The sequence below is a fragment of the Neotabrizicola sp. VNH66 genome (genome assembly GCF_049445895.1).
GTDB lineage: Bacteria > Pseudomonadota > Alphaproteobacteria > Rhodobacterales > Rhodobacteraceae > Pseudogemmobacter.
In genome coordinates this window covers 12,719-31,309 of record NZ_JBMSDW010000017.1, presented here as the reverse complement: position 1 = coordinate 31,309, position 18,591 = coordinate 12,719, and the positions used below count along the sequence as shown (strand labels likewise).

Genomic DNA, 18,591 nt, shown 5'->3' with positions numbered 1-18,591 from the left:
CCTCAGCGCGTTTCCTTTGGACGCAAGGCCAGCCAGATCAGCGCGCCGCCTGCCAGGATCAGGAACGGCAGCATGGCCATGTTCACCAGCTGCCAGCCCGATTGCACCGTGCCGCCCGAGCAGTTCATCAGCCCGCCCGACGACAGCGAGGCCAGCGTGACCCCGCCGAAGACCACCATGTCATTCAGCCCCTGAAGGCGGCCGCGTTCCTCGGGCTTTTGCGCCATGGTCAGCATGGTCGTGGCGCCGATGAAGCCGAAGTTCCAGCCAAGGCCCAAAAGGATCAGGGCCAGAAAGAAATTCTCCAGCTCCACCCCCGCCATGGCGACGGCCCCGGCCCCGGCCAGGATGACAAGGCCAAGGGCGATGATCTTTTCCACCCCGAACCGCGCGATCAGATGTCCGGTGAAGAAGCTGGGCAGATACATCGCAAGGACGTGGGACGAGACGACATTGGCCGCATCCGATTTGTCAAAGCCGCAGCCCACCACGGCCAGCGGGGACGAGGTCATGACAAGGTTCATCAGCGCGTAAGAGACGGTGGCGCAGATCATCGCGACGGCGATGACCGGATTGCGCACCAGCTCTCTCCGGCTGCGGCCGGTGCCGTGGCCCCCTGTTTCCTGGGGCTTCGGGATGCGCAGGAAGGCGAACAGCCCGACGCCGACGATGTTCAGCACGATCACCGCAAGATAGGTGCCAAGGAAGGGGATCACATAGGCATCGGCGGTGGCCGTCACCAGTTGCGGGCCGAAGACGGCAGAGAGAAGCCCGCCCGCCATGACCCATGAAATCGCCTTGGGCCGGAACGTCTCGGACGCGGTATCGGCGGCGGCAAAGCGGTAGAAACCCTGCGCGCTCATGTAGATGCCGGTCAGAAGGGCGCCAAGGCAGAAGATCACGAAACTGCCGGTGTAAAGCCCCCAGGCGCCAAGCGCGCCCCCTGCGGCGCCGCCCGCGGCCCCCATGGCAAAGCCCGCGGCCCGGCCCCACCGCTGCATCAGGGCCGAGATCGGCGTGGCCGTCAGCATCGAGCCAAGCACCGCCATCGAGATCGGCAGCGTGGCAAGGCAGGCGTTCGGCGCCAATGTCTGCCCGGCGAGGCCCGCCACGGTGAAGATCATGGGCATCTGGGCGCCAAGGATGGCCTGCGCGGCCACCAGCACCGCCACATTGCGGCGGGCGAGGGAATCGGAGTGCATTTGTTCTGTCCCGGTCATGAGGCGGAGTAATTCCTTCCCCCATGGGAAGGGCAAGCCCGGAAATTGCGGAAAAACGCCGCAGCACCTTGTGCGCGGGGGCGGAACGTGGCGATCTGCCGCCATGGACGAACGTATCATCATGACCGACGCCTGCGTGGCCGAAGGGGCCGCGTGGCTTTCTGCGCAGGATCCGCGCTTTGCCGCGGCGCTGGCGCTGACCGGCCCTTTGCCGTTGCGCCGCCAGCCGGACGGGTTTGCGGCCCTTCTGGATGCGATCATCGGCCAGCAGGTTTCGGTGGCGTCGGCGCGGGCGATCCGGGCGCGGATGGCCGCGGCGGGTCTGGTGGAAGAAGCGGCGGTGGCCGCCGCCGATGATCACGCTTTGCGCGCCGCGGGCCTGTCGCGGCAGAAGGCGCGCTATGCGCTGGCTTTGGCGCAGGCGCGGCTGGATTATGAAGGCCTGCGCGCGGCGCCTTCGGATCAGGTGGTGGCGACGCTGGTGGCCTTGCCGGGCATCGGGCGTTGGACGGCGGAGATCTACGCGATGTTCGCGCTTGGCCGCGCCGATGTCTTTGCCCCCGGCGATCTGGCCCTGCAGGAGGCGGCGCGGGCGCTGTTCACGCTGGAGGCGCGGCCCACGGAAAAGGCGCTGCGGGCTTTGTCCGAGGACTGGCGTCCGTGGCGTGCGGTTGCGGCGCGGCTGCTCTGGGCCTACTACCGGGTGGACAGGGGCCGCGAAGGGATCATGGCATGAGGGAACTGAAATTCGGCCGCAAGGGCGTGGCGCAGGGCAAGGCGACCTCGCTGGTGGTGTTCGTCCATGGCTATGGTGCGGATGGTGCGGATCTGCTGGGTCTGGCCGATGTTCTGGGCATGCATCTGCCGGGCGCGGCCTTCGTGGCGCCGGACGGGCCGGAGCCCTGTACCGGCAACCCGTTCGGGCGGCAATGGTTTCCGATCCCCTGGCTGGACGGGTCCAGCGAAGAGGCGGCGAAACAGGGCCTTGTCGCCGCGGCGGAGGATCTGAACGGTTTCCTTGATGCCCGCATGGCCGATGAGGGCGTGGGGCCGGAGGCTGTGGCGCTGGTGGGCTTTTCCCAAGGCGCGATGATGTCCCTGCATGTTGCGCCGCGCCGTGCTGCGCCGGTGGCGGCGATCGTTGCCATTTCCGGTCGGTTGCTGGCGCCCGAGCTGTTGCAGGCGCAGCTGCGGGTGAAACCGCCGGTTCTGCTGATCCACGGCGATGAGGACCCGGTGGTGCCCTTTGCCGATATGTCGGCGGCAGGGAATGCGCTGGTGGCGGCCGGGTTCGAAACCTACGGCCATGTCATGAAAGGCACCGGCCACGGCATCGCGCCCGATGGTCTGGGCGCGGCGCTTGGCTTTCTGAAGGAGCGGCTGCCGGGCTAAGCCTCAGGCCTCGGCCGTATTGGTGCGGGCGGCCAGTTGCCCGCCCGGCCAGCGCCGCAGCACCTGCCATGCGATCAGCGGCACCGCAATCAGCGCCAGCCCCAGCAACCCCAGCCCCAGATCGGCCAAAAGCCCGCCCTGCCGGATCAGCGCCCCCGCCGCAGCGGTCAGCGGAAAGGTGAAGGCGGCCCAGAGCGGGCTGAACCCTGCCGCGGTGATCCAGCGCAGGCTGACCAGCAGGGTTGCCAGAATTGCCAGCGCCAGAACGCTAAGCCCCGTGGCCAGCTCCGCCGGGCCGGTGACCGAGGCCACGCTGCCCAGAAGCGCGGCAGGCGCGATATGGATCGCCAGCATCGGGCGCAGCGGTGCGGGCGGGCTGCCAAGCCGCAGCTGATTCAGACTGACGGCCCAGATCAGCACTGCGGGCCCCAGCATGGCCCAGAGAAGGACCTGCGCCAGCGCCGTCTGCCCCATCAGGGCCGCCGACAGCCCACCGACGATGAAACCCACAAAGATCATGTGCCAGCCGGGGTTCACCCCCCGCGCCTCGGGCGGGAGGGTCAGAAGGGTGCGGACGATCATGGCAGCCACGACCCCGTGCAGGACCAGCGCCGCCCAAAGCAGCGCCAGCGCCGCATCGGGCGCATAGGGCGCCAGCAGCCCGGCCGAGGTCATCCCGCCCATGGTGGCCGCCGCCAGTCCGGCGCGGGCGGGCATCACCCGCAGATCCTCGGCCATCACGGCGGGGCGGCGGGCAAGTTTCATCGCATAGGCCAGCGCCGCAAAGGCCCAGAGCGGTATGACCAGCCCGGCCAGTAGATCGGCGGGCGCCGAGGGCAGGCCCAGATGCGCCAGCCCCGCACGCAAGGCCAGCACCAGCCCCAGAAGGCCAAGGATCGGTGGAAAGATCGCGGGCGGCGTCTTTGCGAACAGCTTCGGGCGGCGCGGCGGAAACTCCGGCGGTGGATAACGGCGCGGGCGGATGGTGGGGTCGGGCGTCATGGGCATCTCCTGCGCGCCAGATCATCCGATCCGGCCTGCCGCGGCAAGGCCCTGCGATGCCGCAGGCAGACTTGCCAGCGCCCCGGGCCGCGGCCACGATGGCGGCAACCAGAACAGGGACGGACCATGACCAACAGCTATGACACCGGGCGGCTGAACCTGCCCTTCGTGGGGATTTCCACCTTCGGCAAGCGGCCCTATCAGGCCGACTGGTCGGCGATCCGGGCCGATGTGGCGGTGCTTGGCGCGCCTTTCGACTTTGGCACCCAGTTCCGGGCGGGCGCGCGCTTCGGGCCGCGCGGCATCCGCGAAGCCTCGACGCTGTTCTCGTTCGGACATGCGGGCGCCTATGACCATGAGGATGGCGCCACCTATCTGGGGCCGGAGGTCAGCATCGTGGACATTGGCGATGCCGATATCGTCCATACCGACACCGAAAAGAGCCACGCCAATATCGAAACCGGGGTGCGCGCCATTCTGGATGCGGGGGCGCTGCCGGTGGTGCTGGGGGGCGACCATTCGGTCAACATCCCCTGTATCCGCGCCTTCGAAGGCCGCGGGCCGATCCATATTCTGCAGATCGACGCGCATCTGGATTTCGTCGATGTGCGCCATGGCGTGCGGCACGGCCACGGCAATCCGATGCGGCGGGCGGCCGAGAAGGACTATGTGACCGGGATCACCGCGCTTGGCATCCGCAACGTCAGTTCGACCGCGAAAGACGGGTATGAGGCCGCGCGGGCCATGGGCGACGACATCCTGTCGGTGCGGCAGGTGCGCAAGCTGGGCACGATGGGCGTGGTGGACCGCATCCCGAAGGACGCGCGTCTGTATGTGACCATCGACATCGACGGCTTTTGCCCCTCAATCGCGCCGGGAACCGGCACGCCCTCGCATGGCGGGTTTTTGTATTATGAGGTGCTGGAGATCCTGCAGCAGGTGGCCCAACGGCATGAGGTCGTGGGGATAGATCTGGTGGAGGTGGCGCCGGATTATGACCACACCGGCAGCACCGCCATTCTGGCCGCGCAGGTCCTGCTGAACTTCCTTGGCTTCATCTTCCACGCCCGGGGGAAGTGAATCGGGGGAAATAGGCCGGAGCAGGGGCCGCCCGTCGGGGCGGCCCGCGCACCTCAGCGGTAGAGCAGCGATTTGCCGCCGGTGAAGAGATGCACCTTTGCCGGGTCGGCGGTCAGCCGGACGGTGGAATGGCGCAGCTCGGGCCGGATGCCGGGTAGCTTGGCGATGACCTGCGAACCCTTGGCGTCGCGCTTCAGGTAGAGCAGCGTCACCTCGCCCAAAGCTTCGGTGATTTCGACCGTGCCTTCAAAGATCGCGGCGCCCGTCGCCTCGACCAGATCCTCGGGCCGGACGCCGACATTGACCTTCAGCCCCAGATCGGCCGCAGCGGTCGGCACGATCGACACGGCGGTTCCGCCGTTTTCCAGCCGGATCGTGGTCTGCGCGCCGGTGGCCACCACCTCTCCGGCGGTCAGGTTCATCGCGGGGCTGCCGATGAACTGGGCCACGAATTCATTCTCGGGCCGCTCATACAGCTCCAAGGGCGTGCCGACCTGCGCGATCCCGCCGCCCGCCAGCACCACGATGCGGCTGGCCAGCGTCATCGCCTCCACCTGATCATGGGTCACATAGACCATGGTGGAATTGGGCATCTGCTCTTTCAGCTGCGCAATCTCGATCCGGGTGGCGACGCGCAGGGCGGCGTCCAGATTGGAGAGCGGTTCGTCGAAGAGATAGACCTTGGGGTCGCGCACGATGCTACGCCCGATGGCCACCCGCTGCCGCTGCCCGCCCGACAGCGCCTTGGGCAGACGGTCCAGATAGGGTGTCAGCTGCAGGATCCGCGCCGCCTTTTCGATGGCGGCGTCAATCTCGGCCTGCGGCTTCTTGGCGATCTTCAGCGCGAAGGCCATGTTGTCGCGCACCGTCATATGCGGGTACAGCGCATAGGACTGGAACACCATGGCGATGCCGCGCTGCGCGGGCGGTACATCGTTCATCCGCTCGCCATCAATGGTGAAGGTGCCGCCGGTGATCTTTTCCAGCCCGGCGATCATCCGCAGAAGCGTGGACTTGCCGCAGCCCGAGGGGCCGACGAAGACGATCAGCTCGCCCGTTTTGATATCAAGGTTGATGTCGCGCAGGACCTTGACCTCGCCATAGGCCTTTTCGACTCCGGTCAGTTTCAGATCGGCCATGGATTACCCCTCCCTGAGTATCGCAAAGCCCCAGCCGGGCAGGGTGACCTGCGCCGCATCCGGGTCCACACCACCAAGTTCCTTTGCCAGATTGCGCCATTTGCCCGCGGGCAGCGCGACCTGCGCGGCATCGGGGCCAAGGTTGAAGGCGCAGAACAGCCGTTCGTCCCCGTCGCGGGTGAAGCTGACCGTATCGCCCTGAATGACCGGATGGGTCATCGTGCCATGGGCCAGCACCGGATGGGTGCGGCGGAAGGCAAGGGCGGCACGGTAATATTCCAGCAGGCTGCCGTCGCGGCCCTCCTGTTCCGACACGGCCAGGGGCAGATGCGGCGCCTTGACCGGCAGCCAGGTCTTTTCCGCGGTGGAAAAGCCCGCATTGGCATTGTCCCGCGTCCAGACCATCGGCGTCCGGCAGCCGTCGCGGCCCTTGAATTCGGGCCAGAGCACAAGGCCATAGGGGTCCTGCACCTCTTCATATTCGATCTCGGCCTCGGGCAGGCCCAGCTCTTCGCCCTGATACAGACAGACCGAGCCGCGCAGGGACAGCAGCATCATCAGATAGCCGCGGATTTTTTGCGCATCCAGGCCCCAGCGGGTGATATGCCGCATGGTGTCGTGGTTGGTATAGCTCCAGCAGGGCCAGGCATCGGGGGCTTCGGCGGCCAGCTGATCAAAGGTCGCCCCCACATCGGCGGCTGTCACGCGCGCGGGCTGCAACAGCTCGAACGGGTAGCACATCTGCACCTTGTCGCCGCCCGAGGTATATTCGGCCATGATCTGCAAGCCGCGCTCGGCATCGCCGACCTCGCCCACGGCGGCCGCACCATAGGGCACCATCAGCGCGCGCAACCGCTTCAGGAACGCCAGATTCTCGGGCTGGCTTTTGTCGAACAGATGCATCTGGTGATTATAGGGGTTCACCTTCGGCGCCGTCCGGTCATTGCGGAATTCGGGGGGCAGCGGCGGGTTGTCCCGCAGATATTTGTCGTGGAAATAGAAGTTGATCGTGTCCAGCCGGAACCCGTCCACCCCCCGTTCCAGCCAGAATTTCGTGGCGGCCAGCAGCGCCTCCTGCACGTCCGGATTGTGGAAGTTCAGGTCGGGCTGGCTGGCCAGGAAGTTGTGCAGATAATACTGCTCGCGCCGGGCATCCCATTGCCAGCTGGAGCCGCCGAAGATCGCCAGCCAGTTGGTCGGCGCCGTGCCGTCGGGCTTCGGATCGGCCCAGACATACCAGTCCGCCTTGGGATTGGTGCGGTCCTTGCGGCTTTCCTTGAACCACGGGTGCTGATCGCTGGTATGCGACATCACGAGGTCGATCATCACCCGGATGTTCAGCTCATGCGCGCGGGCGATCAGCGCGTCGAAATCGGCCAGCCGGCCGAACATCGGATCAACGTCGCAATAGTCGCTGACGTCATAGCCGAAATCCTTCATTGGCGAGGTGAAGAACGGGCTGATCCAGATCGCATCGGCGCCCAGATCGGCCACATGCTGCAGGCGCGACGTGATGCCCGGCAGATCGCCGATGCCATCGCCGTTCGAATCCTGAAAGCTGCGCGGGTAGATCTGGTAGATGACGGCGCCGCGCCACCAGTCCGGGTTCTTTTCGATGGTCATAGGTCTCTCACTTGACAGAACCGGCCAGAAGCCCGCGCACGAGGAACCGCTGCATGGAGAAGAACACCAGAAGCGGAACCGCGATGGACACGAAGGCCGAGGCCGACAGGATTTCCCAATCGCCGCCGCGCGACCCCATCAGGTTGACAAGGTTGCCGGTCAGCACCTGCTGGTCATTGCCGGTGCCAAGGAAGACCAGTGCGACCAGAAGGTCGTTCCAGGTCCAGAGGAACTGGAAGATGGCAAAGCTGGCCAGCGCGGGGAAGGACAGGGGCAGGATGATCTTGACGAAAATCTGGAAATCGGTAGCGCCATCGACCTTGGCGTTTTCGATGATGTCGCGCGGCAGGCCCACCATGTAGTTGCGCAAGAGATAGACCGCCAAGGGCAGGCCAAAGCCGGTATGGGCCAGCCAGATCCCCAGATAGCCTTTGCCGATGCCGATGGCATTGTGCATGTTCAGAAGCGGGATCAGCGCCAGCTGCAGCGGCACGACCAGAAGGCCCACGACAAAGGCCACCAGCAGCGCCCGGCCGGGGAAATCCATCCAGGCGAGGGCATAGGCCGCGAAGGCCGCCACAAGGATGGGGATGATCGTCGCCGGGATGGCCACTGTCAGCGTGTTCAGGAAGGCCTGTCCGATCGACTGCCCCGCCATCGGCGAGAAGATCACGTTGGAATAATTGTCCAGCGTGAATTCGGGCGGGGTGGAGGCGGTGGTGAAGACGCGGGGCAGCCGCATGTCGGCGGTGGTGACGGGCGAGGTCAGGCTGAAGGCGCCGTCGCCCTGCACTGTCAGACGCAGCCCGTCGGGCAGATCGGCGGTCTGGCCCGGCTCATAGGCCTCCGGCTCGCGCGAGGAGGTGCCCCATGCGCTGACCTCGGCCCCCGAGCCTGCGAAGAGCCTGCCCTCGATCACGAAAAGCCCGTCCCTCTGCACCTCGGTTCCTGAGATGCGGATGGCGGGCTGCTGTGCTTCCTGTGTCGAAAACGCCTGCCACCAGCCGGAGGAAGAGATCTGGTCCCCGGTGCGGAAGGAGGAGACCAGAAGCCCCAGCGTGGGCAGCACCCAGAGCAGGACCAGCAGCCCCACCGACAGGTGGACGGCCCATTGCAGCGCGGATTTCTTGCCGGCGATATTGTCCATGACCATTCCCCTCAGCGCATTTCCTTGCGGGCGTTCCAGACGTTCCAGACCAGGATCGGCGTCACCAGAAGCATGATGATCATGGCGGCGGCCGAACCCGTGCCGTAGTCGAAGGCGCGGAAGAATTTGTCATACATGTAATTCGCCAGAACCTGCGTCTCCCACTGGCCATTGGTCATGGCCAGAACGATATCGAACACCTTCAGCACGGTGATGGTGATGGTGGTCCACACGACGACGATGGTGGACAGGATCTGGGGGACCTTGATCTTGAAGAAGATCTGGAAGGGGTTGGCGCCGTCCAGAATGGCGGCCTCGATCGTATCCTCGGGCACGCCGCGGATCGCGGCGGACAGGATGACCATGGCAAAGCCGGTCTGGATCCAGATCAGCACCGCCATCAGGAAGAAGCTGTTCCAGAACGGCTTTTGCAGCCAGACCTGCGGGCGGCCATAGGGCAGGGCATTGGTGAACACCCCCCAGAGCCATGTGGCCAGCACGATCACCAGCCCCGCCGCAATCACCGCGCCGGTGATCCGGCCCGCCATGGGCCACGGCCCGCGGGCACGGCCCGCCAGCACCGGGCGCAGCACCAGCCAGCCCACATAGGCCAGCCCGAGGATCAGCACCCCCAGCAGAACCGCAGGCAACACCCGCAGGATCAGGATCGAGCCGATGCCGCCGTCGAACTTCATCCACAGCGCGTTCAGCAGGCCGATCTGCGCCAGCCCGGCATCGCGGGTGTCATAGATCAGCTTCCAGATCACCGAGGCGCCGACGAAGGAGATCGCCATCGGCATGAAGATCAGCGATTTCGCCAGATTGCCCCAGCGGATGCGGTCGGTCAGCTGTGCTGCGAGCAACCCGAAGGCGGTGGAGGCGGCAGGCACCACGACCAGCCACAAGAGATTGTTCCACAAGGATTCGCGGAATTTCGGCTCGCCGAACATGGCGGTGTAGTTGTTCAGCCCCACGAACTGCCCGTCGCGGCCCGTCAGCGACAGCCAGAGCGTCGCGAAGACCGGATAGGCCAGATAGAGGCCCAGAAGGAACAGGGCGGGGAACAGGAACAGCCAGGGCCGGATGGCGCTGGCGCGGTTGATGTTGCGCCCTGCCTGCGGCCCGCGGGCCGGAAACAGCACCTTGTCCAGAATGAAATTCGCCAGCCAGAAATAGCCGATGCAACCGCCGACGCCGACCAAGATCACCACGACGGCCTGAAGTGCCGGATTCATACTCGCCTCCCCCCGTTACCCTGCAACCGAAGCCGCACCCCGCCAGAGCGGGGCGCTGCGGAAGACGGCCCCGAGGCGGATGCCCCGGGGCCGGTCGCGTCACTTCGGCCAGCCGGCCTCGATCGCGTCGGCCACAGCCTGCGCCGACTTGCCGCCGACGAAATCGACCATGCCGGTCCAGAAGGTGCCCGCGCCCACGGCGCCCGGCATCAGATCCGAGGCATCGAAGCGGAAAGTGGTGGAGTTCAGCAGAATCTCGCCCTGCTTCTTCATCGCGGCATTGGCATAGACCTCGGCATTGGCGGCCTTGTAAGGCGTCAGGAACGAGGATTGCGCCATCCAGACTTCATGCGCGATGGGCGTCTTCAGGAATTCGATGAAGGCCTTGGCCGGATCGGTGGCCTTCATCTCCATCACAAGCGTGCCCGCGCCCAGAACCGGCTGACCCAGATCCTTGCCGGCATAGGCGGGCATGTAGAAGAAGTCCGCATCTTCGCCCACCACGGTGCCTTCGGGGAAGAAGGACGGGATGAAGCTGGCCTGATGGTGCAGGTAGCATTGCGGGGGCGAGGTAAACAGTCCCTTCGGGCTGTCGCGGAAATCGGTCGAGGCGACGGCGGCGGAACCGCCCGCCACGAAGGCGTCATTCTTGGCGAACCAGCCGAATTCGTCGATGGCGCCAACGACGGCGGGGTCGTTGAACGGGATTTCGTGGCTGACCCATTTGTCATAGACATCAGGCGATTGGGTGCGCAGCATCATGTCTTCGACCCAGTCGGTCGCCGGCCAGCCGGTCGCCCCGCCCGATCCCAGACCGATGCACCAGGGCGTGCCGCCATCGGCCACGATCTGTTCGGTCAGCGCCTTCAGGTCTTCCATGCTTTCGGGCACTTCGTAGCCCGCATCCTCGAAATTCTCGGGCACGTACCAGACCAGAGATTTCACGTCGATCTTGAAGGGGAAGGCATAAAGCGCCTTGGCCCCGTCCGCCCCGGCAAAGCTGCCAAGCGCGACCCAGCTGTCACCCGCGGCATAATTCGCGGCCAGCCAGTCCTGGGTTTCCTGACCCAGCGGCTGCACATGGCCCTTGCGCACCAGTTCGGCGATCAGGCCCGGCTGCGGCAGGATCGCCACATCGGGCGGGCTGCCGGCTTCGGTGTCGATGACGATCTGCTGTTCGAAATTCTCGGACGAGGAATAGTTCACCTTCACGCCGGTTGCCGCCGCGAAATAGGCGTAGACCGATTCGAACAGGACCTGATCCTCGCCGCGCCACGGCCCGAAGATGGTCAGCGTCTGGCCTTCCAGATTGTGCGCCTCGTCAAAGGCCTTGTAGCTGTCCCAGTTGAACGCACCTTCGCCCACGGGAAATTTCAGGTCCTGTGCCTGCGCAAGACCCGCAGTCAGCGCCAGCATGCCGGCGCCGGTCATCAGAATCTTCTTCATCACTTCCTCCCCTGTGCCGACGTCCCCGCCGGCAGAAATCCTTCCGGTCTGACGATCCCCGAAACAGCCCGGAACGGGCCGGAATCCAGATTCGCTCAAACCGCTTTGGATGCGCAACACTTGCCGATGGATTTTGCCCTGTCAAACTCAAAGCGCCTTTGCACTTGCAGAAATTGCAACGTTGCATCTGCGCAGGGGCGGTGTGAAGGGCTTTGACTCTTCGCCGCCAATGGCTAAGTTCGGGCGGATTGAAACCGTTTTGAACCGCCCCGACCGGACCTGAAATGAACCTTAAGGAGCTGTCAGCAAAGCTGGGCCTGTCGCCCACAACCGTCAGCCGTGCGCTGAACGGCTATCCCGAGGTGAACGAATCCACCCGTGAGCGGGTGATGGCGGCTGCGAAACGTTACAATTATCATCCCAACACCCGGGCGATCCGGCTGGCCACCGGCCGGGCGATGGCCGTGGGTCATGTCATCCCGATCGCCAGCCGGCATGAGATCGTGAACCCGGTCTTCGCGGATTTCATCGCCGGTGCCGGAGAGGTCTATAGCCGCAACGGCTATGACATGGTGCTGTCGGTCGTGCGGGACGAGGATGAGGAGGCCGCCTACCGCGCGCTGAAGTCCAAGGGCAATGTGGACGGCGTCATCGTCCATGCCCCAAGGCTGGACGATGCGCGGATCCCGCTGCTGACCGAGATCGGGCTGCCCTTCGTGGTGCATGGCCGCGCCTCGCAGGTGGCGTTGCCCTACAGCTGGATCGACGTGAACAACCGCCGCGCCTTTCACCGCGCGACAGAGGTGCTGCTGGATTTCGGCCACCGGAGGATCGCGCTGGTCAACGGGCTGGAATTCATGGATTTCGCCGTGCGCCGCCGCAGCGGCTATGTCGAGGCGCTGGCCGCGCGCGGCATCGCGCCGGATCCGCGGCTGATGGCCAGCGAGGAGATGACCGAAGTGTCGGGCTATCGCGCCGGACGGCGGATGCTGGACCTGCCCGATCCGCCCACGGCCTTTCTGGCATCCTCGATGATATCCGGCATGGGCATCCGCCGCGCGCTGGAAGAGCGGGGGTTGCGGATGGGGCGCGACGTTTCGGTCGTGATCCATGACGACGACCTCAGCTACATGAAGAACGGCGAGGATGTGCCGATCTTCACCGCCACGCGGTCCTCGGTGCGGCAGGCGGGAAGCATTGCCGCCGAAACCCTGCTGGGCCTGATCGCCGAGCGGCCCGAAACCCTGCCAAGCCGCCTGATGGAGGCCGATCTGATCATCGGCCAGTCCACAGGTCCGGCGCCGCGGCGCTGATCCCCCAACGAAAACACGGACCTGCCATGAAATTCTCGCGTTTCGATTTCCCCGAGGGCTTTGTTTTCGGCGCCGCAACGGCGGCCTACCAGATCGAAGGTTCATCCTTCGGGGGCTGCGGCCCGTGCCATTGGGACACGTTTTCCGCGACGCCGGGCAATGTGGTGAAGGCCGAAGGCGGCGGGATCGCCTGCGACCATTATCACCGCTGGCCCGAGGATCTGGACCTGCTGCGCGCGGGCAATTTCGATGCCTACCGCTTTTCCACCAATTGGGCGCGGGTGATGCCGGATGGCGTGAATGTCAATCCGGAAGGTCTTGATTTCTATGACCGTCTTGTCGATGGAATGCTGGAACGGGGGCTGAAGCCGTCGCATACGCTCTATCACTGGGATCTGCCCTCGGCGCTGGCTGACCGGGGGGGCTGGGCGAACCGCGACACCGCGCAGCACTTTGCCGATTATGCGGGTGTCGTCGCGGGCCGCCTGGGGGACCGGGTGATGAATATTTCCACCATCAACGAACCCTGGTGCGTGGCATGGCTGTCGCATTTTCTGGGCGCCCATGCGCCCGGACTGCGCGACATCCGGGCCGCCGCGCGGGCAATGCATCATATCCTCTTGGCCCATGGTCTGGGCATGCAGCGGATGCGCGCGGACGGGGTGTCGGCGCCGCTTGGCATCGTGCTGAACTTCGACCATGCCGCGCCGGCCAGTGCTTCGGCCGAAGACGGGGCGGCGGCGGCGGTGCAGGATGCGATCTTCAACCGCTGGTTCATCGAGGCGATCACCCGGCAAAGCTATCCTGCCGAGGCGCTGGAGGGGCTGGAGCCGTATCTGCCGCAGGGCTGGCAGGCGGATATGGCGGTGATCGGCCAGAAGCTGGACTGGCTGGGGGTGAATTACTACACCCGCCACATCCATCAGGCCGCACCCGGCACGCCCTGGCCCGCCACGCGTGAGGTTGCGGGCCCGCTGGACAAGACGCAGATGGGCTGGGAGATCTATCCCGATGGCCTGCACGGCTTCCTGACCCGGTTGGCGCGCGACTATGTGGGCGATCTGCCGGTCTTCGTGACCGAAAACGGCATGGCGAATGCCGATACGGTCGATGGGGGCGCCATAACGGATGAGGCCCGCATCCGGTTCATAGAGGCGCATCTGGGCGCGATGAAACAGGCGATTGCGGACGGGGTGAACCTGAAGGGGTTCTTCTACTGGTCGCTTCTGGACAATTACGAATGGGCCGAGGGCTATGCCAAAACCTTCGGCATCGTGCATGTCGATTATCAAACCTTGCAGCGGGTGCCCAAAGCCTCGTATCTCGCGCTGAAGCGGGCGCTGGCCCGAAACGACTGAACGCAGGTTCAAAGACCAAAGGTTTTCCGGGGGGAGACGGGCAATGGCCCTTGCAGTTCTGGCCGATATCGGCGGCACCAACACGCGGGTTGCGCTGGCCGAGGGCACGCGCGTCCTGACAGAAACGATCCGGCGCTTCCCGAACGCCGATTACAAGGCGCGCGGGCAGGATATCGCGCAGATCCTGCGGCATTATCTCGCCCAGACCGGCGCGGCGCCCGAAGGGGTTTGCGTGGCCGCCGCCGGGCCGGTGCAGGATGGCGTGGCGACCATGACCAACCTGGACTGGGTGATGGATGCGGCCAAGCTGTCGGGCGCGACAGGGGCTGCGCGGGTGGCGATCCTGAACGATCTGCAGGCGCAGGGCCATGCGCTTGGCCATATCCCCGAGGCGCTGCTGCGTCCGGTGATCACCGGGCCGAAAGTGGCGGGGCCGATGCTGGTGGTCGGTCTTGGCACCGGCGTCAATGCCGCCCCGGTGCATGGGGCGGGGGCGGGCCGCGTGGTGCCGGCCTCGGAATGCGGTCATGTGAACATGCCGGTGCGCGGTGACGAAGACCTGCGCCTGCTGCGCTTTGTCGAGGGGTTGCTGGCGGCCCGGGGCGAGGTGGCGCATTGCGGAGTTGAGGAGGTTCTGGCCGGCCGCGGCTTGGGCAATCTATACGCCTTTGCTGCGGCAGAGGCCGGGCAGCCCGGCGGTCTGGCCTCTGCCGAGGTGCTGGCCGCGCTGGCCGCGAACGAGCCGGTGGCCGTGCATGCCGCGGCGCTGTATACCCGGATCCTGGCGCAGGTTCTGGCCGATCTGGCGCTGATCCATCTGCCGTGGGGCGGCATCTATCTGATCGGCGGCATGGCCCGCGCGATGACCCCGCATTTCGACCGCTTCGGCCTGACGCAAGGTTTCCGCGAGGCGCGGCGGGTGGATCTTCTGCTGAATGATTTCAGCGTTTCGGTCGTGGAAGATGACTATGCCGCGCTGACCGGCTGCGCGGCCTGGCTGGCGGCCAGCGGCTGAGCTGTTGCGTCCTGCCGCACTCCCGGAGGGTTTTGCACCCTCCGGACCTCCCGCAGGATATTTATGAACAGATGAATGGGATCAGATCAGGCTGACCCAGTTGCGGGCCAGCGTGAGGCCCAATGCATCCGCGGTGGTGCCGCGGGTCAGGGCCTCTTCGGGGTGCTGATCCGCCCAGCCGGGGCGGAGCCGCTCGGTCAGGGCAGGGAAGGTGCGGGTCCAGTCGGCGACCACCGCGCGGTTCGCCTCGAAATGGAACTGCGTGCCATAGGTGGCGCGGCCGATGCGGAAGGCCTGCACCGGCGCCACATCGCTGCCCGCCAGATGCACCGCGCCGGGCGGCAGGGTGAATGTGTCGGAATGCCACTGGAAGATCGGGAACCGGCCGGGCAGGGCGCCGGTCACCGGATCGGCCTGTCCGGCCCCGGTCAGCGCGACCTCGCACCAGCCGAACTCCTGCGTCTGGCCCAGCCGGTTTTCCGCCCCGAAGGCGCGGGCCAAAAGCTGGCTGCCCAGACAGATGCCCAGCACCGGCCGGTCTTCGGCGGCATAGGCGGCCATCAGATCGGCCAGCTGCGGCAGATAGGGGTGGCTTTCGTCGTCCAGCGCCGATTGTTCGCCGCCGAAGACCACCAGCGCATCGGCCATAGGGCGCAGCGGCAGCGCCTCGTCCCGGAAGGGGCGAAGGATATCCACCAGCGCCGCGCGTTCATGCAAGGCGACCCCCACCTGTCCATGATGGGTGATGGCGGTATTCTCGACGATCAGCACGCGCATAGGCTTCTCCGGCAGGCTGCGGCCAGTCTGCACGGGCGCGGGCGGCTTTCAAGGGCGGGCGGGGGATTTCCCCTTGCACCCGCAGCAGGGAAGTGAAACAGGGAACCGCCAAACGATCATCCCCGAGGAGACTCCCATGGAGATTCGTGAGGCTCTCACGTTCGACGATGTGCTTCTGGTTCCGGCCGCCTCTTCGGTGCTGCCGTCCGATGCCGACACCACCACCTTTGTGACAAAGTCGATCCGGATGAACATCCCGCTGCTGTCCAGCGCGATGGACACCGTGACCGAGGGGCGGATGGCGATTGCCATGGCGCAGGCGGGCGGCATCGGTGTGATCCACCGCAATCTGGATGCCGAGGCGCAGGCGACCGAGGTCCGCCGCGTGAAGCGGTTCGAATCCGGTGTGGTCTACAAGCCGATCACCCTGACGCCCGATCAGACGCTGGCCGATGCCAAGCTGTTGATGGAGCGCTACAACATCACCGGATTTCCGGTGGTGGATGCCGGGGGCCGGGTGCTGGGCATCGTGACCAACCGCGACATGCGCTTTGCCAGTGATGACCGCACCCCGGTTTCGGTGATGATGACCGCCGACAATCTGGCCGTGCTGCGCGAGCCGGTGGACCGCGCGCAGGCCATCAGCCTGATGAAGGCGCGGCGGATCGAAAAGCTGTTGGTGACCGATGGCACGGGGAAACTCACCGGCCTTCTGACGCTGAAGGACACCGAGAAATCGGTCCTGAACCCCCATGCCTGCAAGGATGAGCTGGGCCGCCTGCGGGTGGCTGCCGCCTCGACCGTGGGGGATGCGGGGTTTGAGCGGAGCCAGGCGCTGATCGACGCGGGCGTGGACATGGTGGTGATCGACACCGCGCATGGCCATTCCGAAGGCGTGGCCCGCGCGGTGGAGCGGATCAAGAAGCTGTCGAACACCGTGCAGGTGGTGGCGGGCAATGTGGCGACGGGTGAGGCGACGCGCGCGCTGATCGGCGCGGGGGCGGATGCGGTGAAGGTGGGGATCGGCCCCGGCTCCATCTGCACGACGCGGATCGTGGCGGGCGTGGGCGTGCCGCAACTGACCGCCATCATGGATTCGGTCCGCGCCGCGGGCGACACGCCGATCATCGCGGATGGCGGCATCAAATTCTCGGGCGATTTCGCCAAGGCGATCGCGGCGGGCGCCTCCTGCGCCATGGTCGGCAGCGCCATTGCGGGCACTGACGAGTCGCCCGGCGAGGTGATCCTGTGGAACGGCCGGTCGTTCAAATCCTACCGCGGCATGGGCAGCCTTGGCGCCATGGCCCGCGGCTCGGCCGACCGCTATTTCCAGAAGGATGCGGCGTCGGACAAGCTGGTCCCGGAGGGGATTGAGGGGCAGGTGCCCTACAAGGGCCCGGCGGCGACGGTGCTGCACCAGATGGTGGGCGGTCTGCGCGCGGCCATGGGCTACACCGGCTGTGCGACGATTGCAGAGATGAAGACCAACTGCGAATTCGTGCGGATCACGGGGGCAGGGCTGAAGGAAAGCCATGTCCATGACGTGCAGATCACCCGCGAAAGCCCGAATTACCGGGTCGGCTGATGACGCCCGCTGCCCGGGCCGCCGCGGCCATTTCCGTGCTGGACCGCGTTCTGGCCGGGGAACCGGCGGAACGGGCGCTGACTCATTGGGGCCGCGGCGCGCGCTATGCCGGATCGGGCGACCGGGCGGCGGTGCGTGACCTTGTCTTCGGGGCGTTGCGGCGGCGGCGGTCGGCTGCGGCACTTGGCGGAGGCGACACGGGCCATGGGCTGATCCTTGGCCTTGCCCGTGCCTCCGGCCTGCAGGACCAGTGGTTTGACGGCAGCCCGCATGGCCCGGCCCCTGCCACCGGGGCCGGTCGCGCGCCTGATTGGGCCGAGGCGACCGATCTGCCGGATTGGCTGATCCCCCTGATGCAGCAGGCACTTGGCACCGATTTTCCCGCGGTGGCCGAATCGATGCGCGACCGCGCCCCGGTCTGCCTGCGGGTGAATGCCGCCCGCGGCCGCCGCGAGGATGCGATGGCCCGGCTCGCCGCCGAGGGGATTGCCGCCGTGCCGCATCCTTTGGCCGCCATGGCGCTGGAGGTGACCGAGGGCGCGCGCAAGGTGCAGAACAGCGCCGCCTATGCCGAAGGTCTGGTGGAATTGCAGGACGCGGCCTCGCAGGCGGTGATCGAGGCGCTGCCGTTGCGCGACGGGATGCGGGTGCTGGACCATTGCGCGGGCGGTGGCGGCAAGACGCTGGCCATGGCCGCGCGGTCCAGGCTGCGGCTTTGGGCGCATGACGCGGCGCCCCGGCGGATGGCCGATCTTCCGGCCCGTGCAGCGCGGGCGGGGGTGAAAGTCATTCTGACGGAAAACCCCGAGAAGGCAGCGCCTTATGATCTGGTCCTGACAGATGTGCCTTGCTCCGGCTCGGGCAGCTGGCGCCGCGACCCCGAGGGAAAATGGGCGCTGACACCGGAGCGTCTGGCCGAGCTGACCCGCATTCAGGCCGATATTCTGGACCGCGTGGCGCCGATGGTCGCCCCCGGTGGGTGGGTGGCCTATGCCACCTGTTCCTTCCTGCGGGCTGAAGATGAGGACCAGATCGCCGCCTTCCTGTCCCGCACCCCCGGCTGGCGGATCGAGGCGGAACGCCGGTTCTCGCCGCTTCAGGGTGGCGACGGGTTCTATCTCGCGCTGCTGGCGCGTGCATAATCGCTCAACTTGCGGATGTTGGCGGGCTGCGGTTAAGTCGGAATTAACGATTTGCAGGGCCTAAAGGCATCGGGGACTTCTCTCCCCCGGGTGGAGATGGCATGTGATCAGGCAGGA

16 protein-coding genes are annotated in these 18,591 nt (G+C 66.2%); 8 read left to right on the top strand and 8 right to left on the bottom strand.

Going from position 1 to position 18,591, the window contains the following annotated elements:
- Positions 1-2: 2 nt before the first annotated feature.
- Positions 3-1,202, bottom strand: a complete 1,200-nt coding sequence (locus ACO2Q5_RS19160; protein WP_423294006.1) for an MFS transporter — start codon at positions 1,200-1,202, stop codon at positions 3-5.
- Between the two features lie 121 nt (positions 1,203-1,323).
- Here ACO2Q5_RS19160 and ACO2Q5_RS19155 point away from each other — a divergent pair, with 121 nt between their 5' ends.
- Entirely contained in the window at positions 1,324-1,956 is a 633-nt protein-coding gene (locus tag ACO2Q5_RS19155) for a DNA-3-methyladenine glycosylase family protein (protein ID WP_423294004.1), read from the top strand.
- On the top strand, positions 1,953-2,612 hold the full coding sequence (locus tag ACO2Q5_RS19150; RefSeq protein WP_423294002.1) for an alpha/beta hydrolase: 660 nt from the start codon (positions 1,953-1,955) through the stop codon (positions 2,610-2,612). Before ACO2Q5_RS19155 ends, ACO2Q5_RS19150 begins: the two co-directional genes overlap by 4 nt.
- Before the next feature lie 3 nt (positions 2,613-2,615).
- On the opposite strand, the gene ACO2Q5_RS19145 is transcribed toward ACO2Q5_RS19150, so the two are convergent.
- Complete coding sequence (locus ACO2Q5_RS19145) at positions 2,616-3,614, bottom strand: tellurium resistance protein (protein WP_423294000.1); 999 nt, start codon at positions 3,612-3,614, stop codon at positions 2,616-2,618.
- A 126-nt stretch (positions 3,615-3,740) separates the two neighbouring features.
- Between ACO2Q5_RS19145 and speB the strand changes: the two genes are divergently transcribed.
- Complete coding sequence (gene speB / locus ACO2Q5_RS19140; protein ID WP_423293998.1) at positions 3,741-4,694, top strand: agmatinase; 954 nt, start codon at positions 3,741-3,743, stop codon at positions 4,692-4,694.
- A 53-nt stretch (positions 4,695-4,747) separates the two neighbouring features.
- Here the strand turns inward: speB and ACO2Q5_RS19135 are convergent, their stop codons facing one another.
- The 5 genes from ACO2Q5_RS19135 to ACO2Q5_RS19115 form a co-directional block, all read right to left on the bottom strand.
- A complete protein-coding gene (locus ACO2Q5_RS19135; RefSeq protein ID WP_423293996.1) occupies positions 4,748-5,833 on the bottom strand; it encodes an ABC transporter ATP-binding protein in 1,086 nt (361 codons plus the stop codon).
- A 3-nt stretch (positions 5,834-5,836) separates the two neighbouring features.
- Positions 5,837-7,456, bottom strand: coding sequence for an alpha-amylase family glycosyl hydrolase (locus tag ACO2Q5_RS19130; RefSeq protein ID WP_423293994.1), 1,620 nt, complete (start codon positions 7,454-7,456; stop codon positions 5,837-5,839).
- A 7-nt stretch (positions 7,457-7,463) separates the two neighbouring features.
- Positions 7,464-8,603: a carbohydrate ABC transporter permease gene (locus ACO2Q5_RS19125; RefSeq protein ID WP_423293992.1), complete on the bottom strand. Its 1,140-nt coding sequence runs from the start codon at positions 8,601-8,603 to the stop codon at positions 7,464-7,466.
- A gap of 11 nt (positions 8,604-8,614) precedes the next feature.
- The gene (locus ACO2Q5_RS19120; protein ID WP_423293990.1) at positions 8,615-9,838 is read right to left on the bottom strand and encodes a carbohydrate ABC transporter permease; all 1,224 of its coding nucleotides are present in this window, start codon (positions 9,836-9,838) and stop codon (positions 8,615-8,617) included.
- A 99-nt stretch (positions 9,839-9,937) separates the two neighbouring features.
- Complete coding sequence (locus ACO2Q5_RS19115) at positions 9,938-11,284, bottom strand: ABC transporter substrate-binding protein (protein WP_423293988.1); 1,347 nt, start codon at positions 11,282-11,284, stop codon at positions 9,938-9,940.
- Positions 11,285-11,568: 284 nt separating this feature from the next.
- Between ACO2Q5_RS19115 and ACO2Q5_RS19110 the strand changes: the two genes are divergently transcribed.
- From ACO2Q5_RS19110 to ACO2Q5_RS19100, 3 genes are read left to right on the top strand one after another with little or no spacing between them, the layout of a single operon-like run.
- Positions 11,569-12,597, top strand: coding sequence for a LacI family DNA-binding transcriptional regulator (locus ACO2Q5_RS19110; protein ID WP_423293986.1), 1,029 nt, complete (start codon positions 11,569-11,571; stop codon positions 12,595-12,597).
- A 26-nt stretch (positions 12,598-12,623) separates the two neighbouring features.
- Positions 12,624-13,955 (top strand): GH1 family beta-glucosidase, encoded by a 1,332-nt coding sequence (locus ACO2Q5_RS19105; RefSeq protein ID WP_423293984.1) that lies wholly within the window; start codon positions 12,624-12,626, stop codon positions 13,953-13,955.
- A 43-nt stretch (positions 13,956-13,998) separates the two neighbouring features.
- The gene (locus ACO2Q5_RS19100; RefSeq protein WP_423293982.1) at positions 13,999-14,970 is read left to right on the top strand and encodes an ROK family protein; all 972 of its coding nucleotides are present in this window, start codon (positions 13,999-14,001) and stop codon (positions 14,968-14,970) included.
- 81 nt (positions 14,971-15,051) lie between these two features.
- On the opposite strand, the gene ACO2Q5_RS19095 is transcribed toward ACO2Q5_RS19100, so the two are convergent.
- Positions 15,052-15,747 carry a type 1 glutamine amidotransferase gene (locus tag ACO2Q5_RS19095; protein ID WP_423293980.1) on the bottom strand — a complete coding sequence of 232 codons (696 nt, stop codon included), beginning with the start codon at positions 15,745-15,747 and terminating at the stop codon, positions 15,052-15,054.
- Between the two features lie 136 nt (positions 15,748-15,883).
- Here ACO2Q5_RS19095 and guaB point away from each other — a divergent pair, with 136 nt between their 5' ends.
- The gene (guaB, locus tag ACO2Q5_RS19090; protein ID WP_423293978.1) at positions 15,884-17,332 is read left to right on the top strand and encodes an IMP dehydrogenase; all 1,449 of its coding nucleotides are present in this window, start codon (positions 15,884-15,886) and stop codon (positions 17,330-17,332) included.
- Positions 17,332-18,474, top strand: a complete 1,143-nt coding sequence (locus ACO2Q5_RS19085) for an RsmB/NOP family class I SAM-dependent RNA methyltransferase (protein ID WP_423293976.1) — start codon at positions 17,332-17,334, stop codon at positions 18,472-18,474. Before guaB ends, ACO2Q5_RS19085 begins: the two co-directional genes overlap by 1 nt.
- Positions 18,475-18,591: the final 117 nt, after the last annotated feature.